At 39.0% G+C, this 13,875-nt stretch carries 15 protein-coding genes; 13 read left to right on the plus strand and 2 right to left on the minus strand.

Features of this window, described 5'->3' with window-relative positions:
• The 9 genes from ureC (at nt 1) to CIB29_RS00440 (ending at nt 9,197) form a co-directional block, all read left to right on the plus strand.
• Nucleotides 1-1,719 carry an urease subunit alpha gene (gene ureC, locus CIB29_RS00400; protein ID WP_094545670.1) on the plus strand — a complete coding sequence of 573 codons (1,719 nt, stop codon included), beginning with the start codon at nt 1-3 and terminating at the stop codon, nt 1,717-1,719.
• A 25-nt stretch (nt 1,720-1,744) separates the two neighbouring features.
• Nucleotides 1,745-2,206: an urease accessory protein UreE gene (locus tag CIB29_RS00405; protein ID WP_094545672.1), complete on the plus strand. Its 462-nt coding sequence runs from the start codon at nt 1,745-1,747 to the stop codon at nt 2,204-2,206.
• A complete protein-coding gene (locus CIB29_RS00410; protein ID WP_094545674.1) occupies nt 2,178-2,900 on the plus strand; it encodes an urease accessory protein UreF in 723 nt (240 codons plus the stop codon). The genes CIB29_RS00405 and CIB29_RS00410 overlap by 29 nt, the downstream gene beginning before the upstream one ends.
• 20 nt (nt 2,901-2,920) lie before the next feature.
• A complete protein-coding gene (ureG, locus tag CIB29_RS00415; RefSeq protein ID WP_094545676.1) occupies nt 2,921-3,529 on the plus strand; it encodes an urease accessory protein UreG in 609 nt (202 codons plus the stop codon).
• Nucleotides 3,530-3,531: 2 nt separating this feature from the next.
• Complete coding sequence (locus CIB29_RS00420) at nt 3,532-4,335, plus strand: urease accessory protein UreD (RefSeq protein ID WP_094545678.1); 804 nt, start codon at nt 3,532-3,534, stop codon at nt 4,333-4,335.
• A gap of 542 nt (nt 4,336-4,877) precedes the next feature.
• On the plus strand, nt 4,878-5,360 hold the full coding sequence (locus tag CIB29_RS00425; RefSeq protein WP_094545680.1) for an NADH-quinone oxidoreductase subunit NuoE family protein: 483 nt from the start codon (nt 4,878-4,880) through the stop codon (nt 5,358-5,360).
• Nucleotides 5,357-7,228, plus strand: a complete 1,872-nt coding sequence (locus CIB29_RS00430; protein WP_094545682.1) for an NADH-quinone oxidoreductase subunit NuoF — start codon at nt 5,357-5,359, stop codon at nt 7,226-7,228. The genes CIB29_RS00425 and CIB29_RS00430 overlap by 4 nt, the downstream gene beginning before the upstream one ends.
• A 3-nt stretch (nt 7,229-7,231) precedes the next feature.
• Nucleotides 7,232-8,941, plus strand: coding sequence for a 2Fe-2S iron-sulfur cluster binding domain-containing protein (locus tag CIB29_RS00435; protein WP_094545684.1), 1,710 nt, complete (start codon nt 7,232-7,234; stop codon nt 8,939-8,941).
• A 4-nt stretch (nt 8,942-8,945) separates the two neighbouring features.
• Nucleotides 8,946-9,197 carry a (2Fe-2S) ferredoxin domain-containing protein gene (locus CIB29_RS00440; protein WP_242965006.1) on the plus strand — a complete coding sequence of 84 codons (252 nt, stop codon included), beginning with the start codon at nt 8,946-8,948 and terminating at the stop codon, nt 9,195-9,197.
• An 85-nt stretch (nt 9,198-9,282) separates the two neighbouring features.
• On the opposite strand, the gene CIB29_RS00445 is transcribed toward CIB29_RS00440, so the two are convergent.
• Both CIB29_RS00445 and CIB29_RS00450 read right to left on the minus strand, forming a co-directional pair.
• On the minus strand, nt 9,283-9,642 hold the full coding sequence (locus CIB29_RS00445) for a DUF4363 family protein (protein WP_157910160.1): 360 nt from the start codon (nt 9,640-9,642) through the stop codon (nt 9,283-9,285).
• 55 nt (nt 9,643-9,697) lie between these two features.
• Nucleotides 9,698-10,390, minus strand: a complete 693-nt coding sequence (locus CIB29_RS00450) for a DUF421 domain-containing protein (protein WP_198543678.1) — start codon at nt 10,388-10,390, stop codon at nt 9,698-9,700.
• A gap of 379 nt (nt 10,391-10,769) precedes the next feature.
• On the opposite strand from CIB29_RS00450, the gene CIB29_RS00455 reads away from it, so the two are divergent.
• From CIB29_RS00455 to CIB29_RS00470, 4 genes are all read left to right on the plus strand, one after another.
• Nucleotides 10,770-11,234 (plus strand): hypothetical protein, encoded by a 465-nt coding sequence (locus CIB29_RS00455; RefSeq protein WP_094545692.1) that lies wholly within the window; start codon nt 10,770-10,772, stop codon nt 11,232-11,234.
• A gap of 1 nt (nt 11,235) precedes the next feature.
• On the plus strand, nt 11,236-11,907 hold the full coding sequence (locus CIB29_RS00460) for an accessory gene regulator ArgB-like protein (protein ID WP_094545694.1): 672 nt from the start codon (nt 11,236-11,238) through the stop codon (nt 11,905-11,907).
• On the plus strand, nt 11,904-12,041 hold the full coding sequence (locus CIB29_RS00465) for a cyclic lactone autoinducer peptide (RefSeq protein WP_094545696.1): 138 nt from the start codon (nt 11,904-11,906) through the stop codon (nt 12,039-12,041). The genes CIB29_RS00460 and CIB29_RS00465 overlap by 4 nt, the downstream gene beginning before the upstream one ends.
• A gap of 66 nt (nt 12,042-12,107) precedes the next feature.
• Complete coding sequence (locus tag CIB29_RS00470) at nt 12,108-13,802, plus strand: bifunctional diguanylate cyclase/phosphohydrolase (protein ID WP_094545698.1); 1,695 nt, start codon at nt 12,108-12,110, stop codon at nt 13,800-13,802.
• The last annotated feature ends 73 nt before the right edge of the window (nt 13,803-13,875 follow it).

Raw genomic sequence — 13,875 nt, forward strand, 5'->3', positions numbered from 1 at the left:
ATGAGTTATAGAATACCGGGTAAGGAATACGCCGGAATGTACGGGCCCACAAAGGGGGATTGTATAAGACTTGCTGATACGGATTTGATTGTCGAAATCGAAAATGATTTCACAGTTTATGGAGATGAGTGCAAGTTTGGAGGAGGCAAATCCATCAGGGATGGGATGGGGCAGTCACCATCAGTTTCAAGACAGGATGGCGCTCTTGATATGGTTATTACAAATGCTGTTATTGTTGACTGGTGGGGGATAGTAAAAGGCGATATCGGTATCAGAGATGGTAAAATAGTAGGAATAGGAAAAGCCGGAAATCCCGGGGTGATGGAGGGCGTATTGCCTGATTTGGTGATTGGGGCATCGACAGAGGTCATTGCAGGAGAAGGGCTTATTGCAACTCCCGGAGGAATTGACACGCATATCCATTTCATTTGTCCTCAGCAGATAGAAACTGCATTATACAGCGGCATTACAACCATGCTTGGCGGAGGGACGGGACCGGCAGACGGGACTAATGCAACCACATGTACACCGGGAAGTTTCAATATTCATAGAATGTTGGAAGCTGCTGAAAGCTTTCCCATGAATCTGGGTTTCTTTGGAAAAGGCAATGCGTCTTTTGAAGAGCCTCTTATAGAGCAGGTCGAGGCAGGTGCTATCGGTCTTAAGCTGCATGAAGACTGGGGAACAACTCCAAAAGCCATAGATACCTGTTTAAGGGTAGCGGACAGGTTCGATGTACAGGTGGCGATCCATACCGACACGCTCAATGAGGCAGGTTTTGTTGAAGATACCATGAGAGCCATCAACGGAAGGACAATTCATACTTTCCATACCGAAGGAGCCGGCGGTGGGCATGCACCTGATATCATCAGGATTGCTTCCCTCGAAAACGTGCTGCCGTCTTCTACCAATCCAACCATGCCTTTTACGGTAAATACAATTGATGAACACCTGGATATGCTGATGGTATGCCATCACCTTGACAGCAAAGTGCCTGAAGATGTTGCGTTTGCAGACTCAAGAATACGGCCTGAAACTATCGCCGCGGAAGATATCCTGCATGATCTCGGAGTTTTCAGTATGATGAGCTCTGATTCCCAGGCTATGGGCAGGGTTGGAGAAGTTATAATAAGGACCTGGCAAACTGCAGATAAAATGAAAAAGCAAAGAGGTTTTCTGAAGGAAGATCAGGGGAAAAACGACAACTTCCGTGTGAAAAGATATATCGCAAAATATACTATAAATCCTGCTTTGACCCATGGGATATCCAAGTATGTGGGTTCCCTTGAAAAGGGTAAAATTGCCGATATTGTACTATGGAAACCGTCCATGTTCGGGGTCAAGCCTGAGTTGATACTGAAGGGCGGATTTATTGCTGCAAGTAAAATGGGAGATGCCAATGCATCAATACCTACACCTCAACCGGTTATTTACAGAAACATGTTCGGAGCTTTTGGCAAAGCAAAGTATGGTACATGTCTCACATTTGTTTCAAAAACAGCTTTGGAGTTAGGTTCAATTGAAAAATTGAAACTCCAAAAGATGGTTGTTCCTATTTCGGGCTGTAGAAAGGTTTCTAAAAAGAATATGGTTTTAAATGATGCTACGCCTAATATTGAAGTTGACCCGGAAACATATGATGTCAGGGTTGACGGGGAGCTGTTGACATGCGAGCCTTTCAAAACCCTTTCGATGGCGCAGCGTTACTTCCTGTTTTAGAATACAGATAAAAAGAGGGATAAGGATGATTATTGAAAAGATTGTAGGAAATGTTAAAGACAAGGATATTGGAGAAATTGAACGTGATTACGTCTTTATAGAGTGGTATGAAGTTGAAAAGAAAGTGCTCCACAAGGTAAGTAAAAATGGTCTGGATGTGGGGATTCGAAATAATGGAGGTCGTCCTCTGCGCGACGGTGATATTCTGTGGCAGGACGATAAAAAGGCTTTGATTGTAGAAATATCCGAATGCGACTGTATTGCAATAAAGCCAAATACAATGATTGAAATGGGAAAAGCATGTTATGAAATTGGAAACCGGCATGCTCCGTTGTTTATCGAAGACGGTGAGTTACTGACACCATTTGATGAACCGCTTCTAACTGTGCTTTTAAAGTGTGATTTTGCGGCAAATAGGAAGAGAGCCAAGCTGAAAACGCCTTTAGGGGGTCATGCACATGGGCATTCACACTCCCACTCCCACTGAGATTAAAACGCATCCTCTTTTTTGCCTGCTTCAAATAAGCGACCCTTTGTTTCCAATTGGCGGATATACTCAATCATATGGCTTGGAGACATATGTTCAGAAGGGTATTGTTCATAATGCTGACTCTTCAAGGAAGTATCTGCAGAGTTATCTTTTGAACAATTTTCTCTATAATGATTTACTAGCGGCTAAACTTGCGTGGGAATATACAAATGAGGCAGAACTTGAAAACATCCGTTGTCTAGATAAACTTCTTTGTGCTGTTAAGACTCCCAAGGAACTTAGGATAGCTAGTACCAAATTGGGAATACGCTTTTTAAAAATAGTGGAATCCATTTTAAAGGATAATTCTTTTTTCAGTTCTTATGCACAATTGGTGAAAAGCGGAGAATGTGCCGGGCATTACAGCATATTATATGGCTTGGTGACAAAGCTTTTTAATATTGGAAAAACTGATGCGCTGTCAGCTGTTATCTACAGCACTGCTTCATCCATTGTCAATAATTGTGCAAAGCTTGTGCCTATAAGCCAGAAAGACGGGCAGGACATATTGTTTGAAGCTCACGCAATTTTTCAACAGCTTATCGATAAAGTTGAGGTTTTAAACGAGGAAAGCCTAGGGTTATGCTGTATTGGATTTGATTTAAGAGCAATGCAGCATGAAAGACTGTATACTCGATTATATATATCATAATGTTTTGGAGGGAATAATAAATGGCATATGTAAAGATTGGTATTGGTGGGCCTGTTGGTTCAGGTAAAACGGCACTTATAGAACGTTTAACAAGGTTCTTGGCACCAAGCTACAGTATAGGTGTAGTGACAAATGACATCTATACAAAGGAAGATGCGGAATTTCTAGTTAAAAACAGTGTGCTTCCGCCTGAAAGAATTATTGGAGTTGAAACCGGCGGATGTCCGCATACTGCTATCCGGGAAGACGCTTCCATGAACCTTGAAGCGGTTGAAGAATTAATAAAAAAGTTTCCGGATATAAAAATTGTTTTTATTGAAAGCGGAGGCGACAACTTGTCTGCAACATTCAGTCCGGACCTGGCAGATGCAACAATTTATGTAATTGATGTTGCTGAAGGAGATAAAATACCACGGAAAGGAGGACCGGGAATTACCCGCTCAGACCTGCTGGTTATCAATAAAATAGATTTGGCGCCTTATGTTGGGGCGAGCCTTGAAGTTATGGAAAGGGATTCTAAGAAGATGAGGGGTGATAAGCCATTTGTTTTTACTAATCTCAATACCAATGAAGGTCTTAACCAAGTTATACAATGGATAAAACGAAGCGTGCTCCTGGAAGGTGTATAATAATGATTAACAAATTTGGTAAAGATAGCAAATTGTATATTAAAGCTAAAGTTACAAACGGAGTCACTATGCTTGAAGACTCATTTTTCACAGCTCCATACAAAATTGCTAAGCCTTTTTTTGATGACACAAAGGGCATTATGAATATTATGGTAATGGCTGCCTCGGCCGGAATTATGGAAGGAGATTGTTACCGCATAAACATTGAATTGGGTGATAGTTCAAGGGTTGCATTGCATGGGCAGTCATATAATAAAATTCACCGTATGAAGGAGGGGTACGCAAGCCAGTTTAACAAGTTTTTATTAGGAAAAGGAGCTTTCTTTGACTATGTCCAAAAACCTACAATACCTTTTGCGCGTTCGAGATTTTATTCTACTTCAGAATGCCATTTAAAAAGGAGTTCTGCATTTCTGTATTCTGAGGTTTTTGCCTGTGGAAGGGAGAAAAGAGGAGAACGCTTTGAATTTAAAGAATATAAGAGTTGTAATAAGGTTTATTACAATGGAGAATTAATATTCCTTGATAATCAATTACTTTTGCCAGACTGTCAAAGACTTGAAGGAATCGGCTTTTTTGAAGGCTATACACATCAGGCTACATTGGCATTTTTTTGCGATAATTTTAATTATCGCCTTCTTGATAGATTTTATGAACTCTTAAAAAATATTCATGGTATTGATTATGGACTGACTACTATTAAAAGGTTTGGTACAATCATAAGAATGCTTGGAAACAGCAGTGACTTTCTTGAAAGAATTCTTATAAATCTTAGAGATGAAATATATAACGTCATTACAGGGTAAGTTTTCAGACGAGGGAAGCATGGAAACACGCATGAAGCAAGAGAAGCACGGGAGACCGTCCCCGTGCTTTGTTCTATTTTACTACTGTGATTAAGGAGCAATGCCACAAGGTGTTGCTCTTTTTCAATTTGATAATAGATCATGGTTCACAGTAAAAAATCTCCTAAAACTGTGAACTGTAACCTATTCATAATTCTCAATTCGATTTACTCCCCACTGCCCACTGCCCACTGCCCACTGCCCACTGCCCACTGCCCACTCCCCACTATATAAAAGCCATATCTAATAATCTCCTCTTAATTTTTCATAATAAAATGAAAATTATCCAATGTTTGATACAGGTACAAAGCCCATGTATAATTAAATTGTTAGTTTTTTAACAATATCTTTTATTATTAAGGCAATAGCTTACGCAAAAAGCTGTGGACAAAGGCGCACAATGCGGCTGGAACAATGCGCCTTTGTTCGCGGTTGCTGTATACAAAATACAGAATACCAATCAACAAGAATTAATAATGTATTTGGGGAAGGGGAGGCTCAAAATGTCAACAACTTATCAATTAGAAAAAGTAGACCGGATTATTGAAAAATATCAGCGAAAGAAATCTGCTTTAATTGCCGTTCTGCAAGAAATACAAAAGGAGTACAGATATCTCCCTGAAGAAATTTTGATGTATATTTCTACAGCGATGGAGATTACTCCTGCTAAAGTTTTTAGTGTGGCTACATTCTATGAAAACTTTTCTATGGAGCCTAAGGGGAAATATGTAATCAAAATATGTGACGGGACAGCATGCCATGTCAGAAAATCCATACCAATCTTGAATGCATTGAGAAGCGAACTGGGATTAAGTGAAGAAAAACACACTACCGATGACCTTTTATTTACGGTAGAAACCGTATCATGTCTTGGAGCGTGTGGATTGGCGCCGGTTATTACGGTGAATGACAAGGTGTATGCCAAGATGACACCTGAGTCGGCAGCTGCATTATTAAGAAGCATAAGGGAGGAGGAGTCAAAATGAAAATTAGAACGCTTCAGCAGTTGGAAGAATTCTCTCAATTATTTAGCGAAGCGCTGGAAAGACAGCAAAAGAAAGTGCTGGTATGTGCAGGGACAGGATGCGTAGCCGGCGGTTCCATTGCAATCTATAACAGAATAAAAGAAATGGTGGAAGACAGAGGTTTATTGGTTGAGGTAGACCTTTCTGAAGAAAAACAGGGGATAGGCGTTAAGAAAAGTGGCTGCCACGGCTTTTGTGAAATGGGTCCGCTGGTTAGAATTGAGCCTTACGGTTATCTATACTTGAAAGTTACACTTGAAGATTGTGAGGAAATAATAGAAAAAACCCTTATCAAAGGTGAACCGGTCGAGAGGCTGATGTACAGATGGGAAGGCAGGACCTATGCTGCACAGGAAGAAATCCCGTTTTACAAAAAACAGACAAGACTTGTCCTGGAACACTGCGGCCATATTGATGCGGAATCTATCCGGGAATATATAGCAAAAGGAGGATATAAGGCATTAAGCAAATGTCTTTTTGAAATGACTCCTGAACAGATTTGTAAAGTAGTTTCAGACTCCAACCTTAGAGGAAGAGGGGGCGGGGGCTATCCGGCAGGGAAAAAATGGTCACAGGTACTGGCACAGAATAGTGCAATAAAATATGTGGTATGTAATGGAGACGAAGGGGATCCGGGTGCCTTTATGGATAGAAGCATCATGGAGGGGGACCCTCATCGGATGATTGAGGGGATGATCATAGCCGGGGTTGCTACCGGAAGTTCGGAAGGTTATATCTATGTAAGAGCAGAATATCCTCTTGCTGTGGAGAGATTAAAAGTTGCTATTGACCAGGCTAGAGAGTATGGTTTGCTGGGCGAGAATATCCTGGATTCCGGATTTAACTTTGACATCCATATTAATCAGGGGGCCGGTGCTTTTGTATGTGGTGAAGGAAGTGCCCTTACAGCTTCTATAGAGGGCGAAAGGGGGATGCCGAGGGTAAAGCCGCCAAGGACGGTAGAAGCCGGCTTGTGGGGTAAACCAACGGTATTAAATAATGTAGAGACTTTTGCCAATGTCCCTCAAATTATAATAAACGGAAGTGAGTGGTATAAATCCATAGGTCCTGAAAAAAGTCCCGGAACCAAAGCCTTTGCGATAACAGGCAATGTAAATAATACGGGCTTAATAGAAGTCCCTATGGGCACAACTTTAAGAGAGGTTATTTTTGAAATAGGCGGGGGAATCAAAAATAATAAAAAATTTAAAGCGGTTCAGATAGGCGGTCCTTCGGGGGGATGCTTAACTGAAGAACACCTGGACTTGCCTCTTGATTTTGACTCATTGAAAAAAGTAGGGGCTATGATTGGTTCGGGCGGTCTGGTTGTAATGGATGAAGATACATGTATGGTTGAGGTAGCAAGATTCTTTATGAATTTTACCCAGAATGAGTCCTGTGGAAAGTGTGTGCCCTGCCGCGAAGGGACCAAGAGAATGTTGGAGATATTGGAAAGGATTGTTGGCGGTAAAGGGACAGTAGAAGATCTTGACCTGCTTCTTGATCTGGCTGATACAATAAGTAAAACAGCTTTGTGTGGATTGGGTAAAACGGCAGCCGGTCCAGTTGTCAGCACCTTGAAATATTTTAGAGATGAGTATATTGCCCACGTAGTAGATAAGAAATGTCCTTCAAAAACATGCCAGGCGCTGAGGTCTATAGAAATAAACAAGGCGTTATGCAAGGGATGCGGTAAATGCACGAGAGTATGCCCCGTAAATGCAATTGAAGGAAAAATTAAGGAACCATACAGCATTGACCAGAAAAAGTGTATAAAATGCGGTGCTTGTTTGCAATCCTGCCCATTTTCTGCAATTGAGGAGGTATAAGCCATGAAGGGTTATATGTTGATAGATGGACAAAGAGTTGAATTTGATGGTGAGAAACATGTTCTTGAAGTCGTTAGGAAAGCGGGTATTGACTTACCTACATTCTGTTATCATTCTGAGTTGAGTGTTTATGGCGCCTGCCGGATGTGCATGGTAGAAGATAAATGGGGTGGAACGATGGCTTCTTGTTCAACTCCACCCAAGGATGGAATGGAAATATATACGAATACGCCGAAACTTCAAAAGCATAGGAGAATGATACTGGAATTGCTATTATCCAATCATTGCAGGGACTGTACTGTTTGTGAGAAAAATGGTAAGTGTAAATTGCAGGAACTTGCAATGAAGTTTGGTATAAAGAAGATCAGATTTGATACAATCAATAATAATTATCCTTTGGATGAGAGCAGCACATCTATTGTTAGAAATCCTAACAAGTGTATTTTATGCGGCGATTGTGTCAGAATGTGTGAAGAGGTCCAGGGAGTAGGGGTTCTTGGTTTTGCATACAGAGGGTCGAAAATAAAGGTTACACCTGCTTTTAACAAACAGTTAGCCGAGGTAGAATGTGTTAGCTGTGGACAATGCACATCTGTTTGCCCTACGGGGGCGTTAGTCGTAAAAAATGAAACTGACAGGGTTTGGAAGGTATTGCATGATAAAACCAAACGTGTTGTTGCCCAAATAGCTCCTGCAGTAAGGGTTGCTCTTGGAGAGGAATTTGGTTTGCCTCCTGGAGAAATTGTAACGGGTAAAATTGTTGCGGCTCTGAGAAAACTGGGTTTTGATGAAATTTATGACACCGGAATTGCTGCTGATTTGACGGTAATGGAAGAGACTAAAGAGTTTAATGAAAAATTAAACAGCGGTGATGAACTTCCTTTATTTACTTCATGCTGCCCTGCCTGGTTCAGGTATGCAGAACAAAAATTTCCTGAGCTGCTGAAAAATATATCTACATGCCGTTCACCTCAGCAAATGTTTGGAGCAGTAATTAAAGAACATTATAGAAGTATGAAAGAAATTGATTCCAGGGAAGCGGTTGTAGTTTCTATCATGCCGTGTACTGCTAAAAAGTTTGAAGCGTCGAGGCCTGAATTTGTAACAGCAGGTGAAAGAGATGTGGATATCGTAATCACAACGCAGGAATTGGCATCTATGATTAAGCAGGCGGGAATTGTCTTTAATGAACTGGAGCCGGAATCTCTGGATATGCCTTTCGGTCTTGCCAGTGGAGCAGGAATTATATTTGGTGTAACCGGAGGAGTGGCTGAAGCAGTATTAAGGAGATGCTACCAGGAAAAAACCTCAAATACCTTGAAGGAAATTGCATTTGTGGGCATCCGGGGCATGGAAGGGGTAAAAGAAGCTGAAGTGGAGATAGATGGAAGGAAAATCCGAATTGCTGTAGTACATGGTCTCAAGAATGCGGAAGAGCTTATAAAACGAATTCGTACAGGTGAAAAGTCCTATGATTTTGTAGAAGTGATGGCCTGTCCAGGTGGATGTATCGGAGGAGCAGGGCAGCCTATACCTACTAACTCCTATACAAAGCAAAACAGGGCAAATGGAATTTATAAAGCAGATAGAACTTCGCAGATCAAGAGGTCGGAGGAGAATCCGATGATTGTTGCACTTTATAATGGGATGTTGAAAGATAAACGTCATCTTCTCCACAACGCTCTATCCCATGGTACACATGCAAAGGAGTGAGAAAATGTTAACCATTCATGTATGTATCGGAAGTGCCTGCCACCTGAAAGGGGCATATAATGTAATTAACGGGTTGCAATCAATGATTAATGACAGGAAGTGTGGAGACAGGGTAACGGTAAAAGCTGCATTTTGCCTTGGTGAATGTGCAAAAGCGGTTTCAGTAAAAATTGAAGACGGCCCTGTACATTCAGTTAATGAAAAGAACATGGCAGAGTTCTTTGAACAATATGTAGTGAAGGAATTGCAAAAATAACATTATACGCAAGTTTTTCCAGGCTCTAAGCTTTGTAGCTTAGAGCCTGGAATCATATTTAAACTGACACAAAACATTAATTATTTCACATTTGTCCGATATTTTCCCAGTTTTCTTTAATTAAAAGGATAGTAGCAAGGGAGTTTGATTTGTCTTTGGTTTCAATATACCCTTTTAGCAAAGTAAAATTATTCTCGATATCATTTACATAATCGTGATCAATATCCAACTGGAGAAATGGTTTTATTTTTCTCCAGGCTTTTTTACTGTTTTCCAGGTTGTTAAATGCATTTTTCCAATCTTCCTTTCGAATATCGTCCTCTGTATTACTTAAATATTTAGAAAATTCAGTTCTGCGGTCCAGCGGTTTTTTTACAGGAGTGCAGGAAGGTGCAAGGAATAAAAAGGTGCATAAAAAAATAAGCAAGAATAAATATTTTCTCAAAATAAAGCCTCCTTAACTTGTATTTAGATTCGGGTTCAGATTCAGGTTTAGCTGTTTATTGTGTTGTAGGAATGATAAAGTAGGGCTGGTCCCCTTGCAAATCAACATACAGGTTACCCTTTGTATCTAATTGAGCCAATGAAACTTGTGAAACCTCCTGGATATTTTGTTTCTTTAGCTGATGATACAGCCAGGCTTTTGATAGATTTAAAGAGCGGAGGGCATCAACAAGTATAATTCCATCTTCAATCAAATTTGTAGGCAGTCCTTCATATTGGGTTGGCAGGTTAAGGTCACTGGGGGTAAGGGGCTGCTTTTGAGATTTCTTTTGTACACTTAGGCTGCCGTTGGTTTCAAATAAAGCAAACTCAACATCGGCTACATTGAACACACCCTGAGACCGGAGCTGTGAAATAAGGTCATCCGTTGTAAGACGCAATTTTCCCAAATGCTTCTCTAAAATTTTCCCGTTTTCAACAACTACAGTGGCCTCACCTTCGAAAACTTTCCTTACCCATATGTTGTGTAGGCTCAAATATGCCAATAAGATAGGGAGTATTGTCCATATCCCCATCCCCACCAAAGTAGCGGTTGTATTTTGATTGACCTGCACTGAAAGTGTAGAAGCGATAGAACCAATGGTAATGCCCACCACATAATCAAAAAAATTCAGTTCTGCCACCTGCTGCTTACCCATTAAACGTACCAGTATCAACAAAGCAAAAAAAGAAACAAACGACCGAATCATTACAACAAAAATGATGGACAAATGCGTTCACCCTTTCCTATAGCGATAGCATGTAAAATTATTTCTATTTCTTTTTAATAATAAATGCTTCGTAAGTTATACTTATATTTTCCCAAACTAGATAAATAATTATTAGTCTTAATATATATTAAATATATATTTACTGATAATGATTTTACATGGCAGATAAAGTCAATAAGTTCACAGTTCACGGTTCACAGTAAAAGCTATTAAATCGTTTATTACTGTTAACTGTGAACCATATAGCATATTTTTTTATGCTTTAGAAGGATTTTTAATATTTACGTCGAAATATATAAAGGCTGAGGTCAGAAATAAATTTTTAATAACTATTTGTCATAAAAGGATGATGTGTCAAATGCTGAGATTATCATTATTTGAAATATTTGTACGGACTATTCCTGAAGGAGTTTTATTTATTTTTGCAAATTATATTCTGTCAAATACAAAAATAGAAAAAAAGAAGCTGCTCATATCCGGTATTTTACTAGGGATAAGTACGTATTTAGTGAGACTTTTGCCTATAAATTTTGGTGTACACATTATTATTAATCTTATGATACATATTTTTCTACTGGTTCAGATTAATGGCATTGATGTTTTTAAGGCTGTTGCCACCAGTTTGATAGCTGTTATTATTTTATTGCTGTGTGAGTGGCTCAACTTCCTGATTCTTGATAAGGGACTTCGTATTTCTGCTGAAATATATTTAAAAGATGCCTTATCAAAGCAGTTATATTTTTTGCCTTCCCTGCTGCTGTTTTCTTTAATAGTAACGGGCATATTTTATATAAAATATTATTTGAATAAGGTGAAGGGTTAATATGTTTTTGTTTGAGAAGCTTTCAAACTCTTTGGCAGGACGAATATCATCTGCTTTAAATTTGGACAAGGACCGGGAAGAAGTCCTGGCATATGGTGCGTTTGCTGTGATTCATACAGTATGGTCTACTTTTCTTATACTAATATTTGGAATTGTTTTTGATATATTATTACAGGCAGCAATTATCTTATGTACAGCGGCCATTTTAAAGAAGTATTCAGGTGGTGCTCACTCAACCTCTCCTAACCGGTGTGCAGTTATGGGAGTTATCATATTTGACAGCCTTGCTATGGCAGTAGACAAGCTTGATATATATTTCAACATGATAGCAGTATTTGTTTATGCTGTTTTGAGTTTTATATTTGCATATTACATTATTTACAGACGCTGCCCTGTAGACAGTCCTAACAAACCTATAAAGAAGGAAGAAACGAGAAGACGGTTAAGAAAAGGAGCCATAAGAGTTGCTCATATTTTGTTGGGAATTACAATAGTTTTATTTATATTCTACTACAAAGTTGACAGTGTAAATCTACTTAATATTATTCTTTCTATATGTACAGGTCTTATGTGGCAGGCCTTTATGCTGACATCTCCAGGAAACTTCTTAGTGGCTACATTAGATGATTTCCTGAGAAAAATAACTATTTTAATAGGAGGTAAAAGAATATGAAAAAAAGGTTATTAATGATGATGGCTGCTTTAGGGGCTTCTGTGCTGACTTTTTTTGCTTTTATGGCATCAGCGTCAGCATGCCTTGTGGGGTATTATCAACCTGAAGAGCCAAAATGTTTACGTGGAGAATAGCAATAAGAGGCCACTCTTGGCCTCTTATTGCTATCTATATAAGAAAGTTTGATATAGGTGTGGAAAATGTATAAATTTGAAGATAGACGAAGAAAGAAAATTTATGAAATCGCATCAATTGTTAAATTACTTTCACTGTTTTTTTGTGCTATTATAATCTTTAGTAAATATAACGCGACAGCGCTTGGCATGATTAAAACAGATAACAGTGGATATAATATTATTACTTTAAATGTGAGTCTTGTTATTATTGTCTTAATTAATGCAAGTTGGGTATTTTCCTCTAAAAAGGGAATTCAAAAAAATACGTATAGTGCAAGCATTGTTGAAATTATAGGCTTCATTTTGATATTTTCAATTTTAATTTTTTTATCCGGTGCACATATAAGTCAATATAAATTTTTATTTTTATTTATAATTATTACTTCAACAATTCAATTTGGAATGGCTTATGGGATTATTGTAGCTTCAATATCTTCTGGAATTATTTTAATTATCGATTTGATTGCCATGCCCTACAATACAGTAAACCAACACTTTGAAACAGATTTGATATTAGTAGGTGTCTTTGTACTGACAGCATGGCTTCTAGGGTATTACGTAAAAATAGAAAAAGAATACAGGGAACAATTGGCTAATTTGGCGAATATAGATGAATTAACACAGGTGTACAACCATAGATTTTTCCAGGATTCATTGACTCAGCATATTGAAACGGCGCAAAGACAAAATTATCCGGTTGCCCTATTATTTATAGATATTGATTATTTTAAAAATTATAACGACCTTTATGGACATCAGGCGGGAGATAGGGTCTTGAGCCAAACTGCTGCAATATTAAAAGAGAATGTACGGTCACAGGATATTGTAGCACGCTATGGAGGAGAAGAATTTGCTGTAATCCTGCCTGATACTTCGGAGCAGCAGGCACTGGCAGTTGCAGAAAGGATTAGAGGTGCAGTGGAGCAGGACAGTTTTGAGGGTGAAGAAAACCAACCCAACGGTAGAATTACGGTATCAGTGGGAGTTTCTTGTTTCCCTGATAAGGCAAAATCTAAAACTGAATTAATCAATAGTGCTGATGATGCTCTTTATAGAGCAAAGTTCTTTAATAAGAACAGGGTTGAAACTTATTTTTCAATTTTGGAAGAATTGAAAATGGATATAGAGAAAGAACATATTGACCTGGTAAGTTCAATAAAAACGTTAATCAGTGTTATAAATGCAAAGGACCGGTATACTTATGGGCATGTGGAAAGGGTTGTCATATTTTGTGATTTGGTGGCAAATAAGCTGGGCCTTACTGAGGAAGAAAAAAAAACCTTAAAGTATGGAGCTTATCTGCATGATATAGGAAAAATAGAAGTACCAAAAGAAATCCTGAATAAAAAAATGCCGTTAACCAATGAAGAATGGAATATTCTAAAGCAACATCCGGTAAACGGTGTAGAAATAATAAAGCCCGTCGCTTCTCTTAAGGATGTCATTCCGCTAATCATGTATCACCATGAACGGTATGATGGGCGGGGCTACCCGGAACAGTTAAACGGGAAAAACATACCATACCTTGTCAGAATATTAAGCGTAGCTGATAGTTTTGACGCAATGACTTCAAACCGGCCGTATAAAATAAGAAAAAGCTACAATGAGGCAATAGAAGAACTAAAAAGATGCAGTTTAACCCAGTTTGATCCCGATATTGTTAAGGCCTTTATTGAAGTAATAGCAGAGAATAAGGATTATTTTGATAGCTTAAAGTAAAGGGTGTCAAGGGGCGTGTCAAGGGGACGGACAGTGTCAAGGGGACGGGACAGTGTCAAGGGGACGGGGTTGT

Source organism: Petroclostridium xylanilyticum (assembly GCF_002252565.1).
GTDB classification, from domain to species: domain Bacteria; phylum Bacillota; class Clostridia; order SK-Y3; family SK-Y3; genus Petroclostridium; species Petroclostridium xylanilyticum.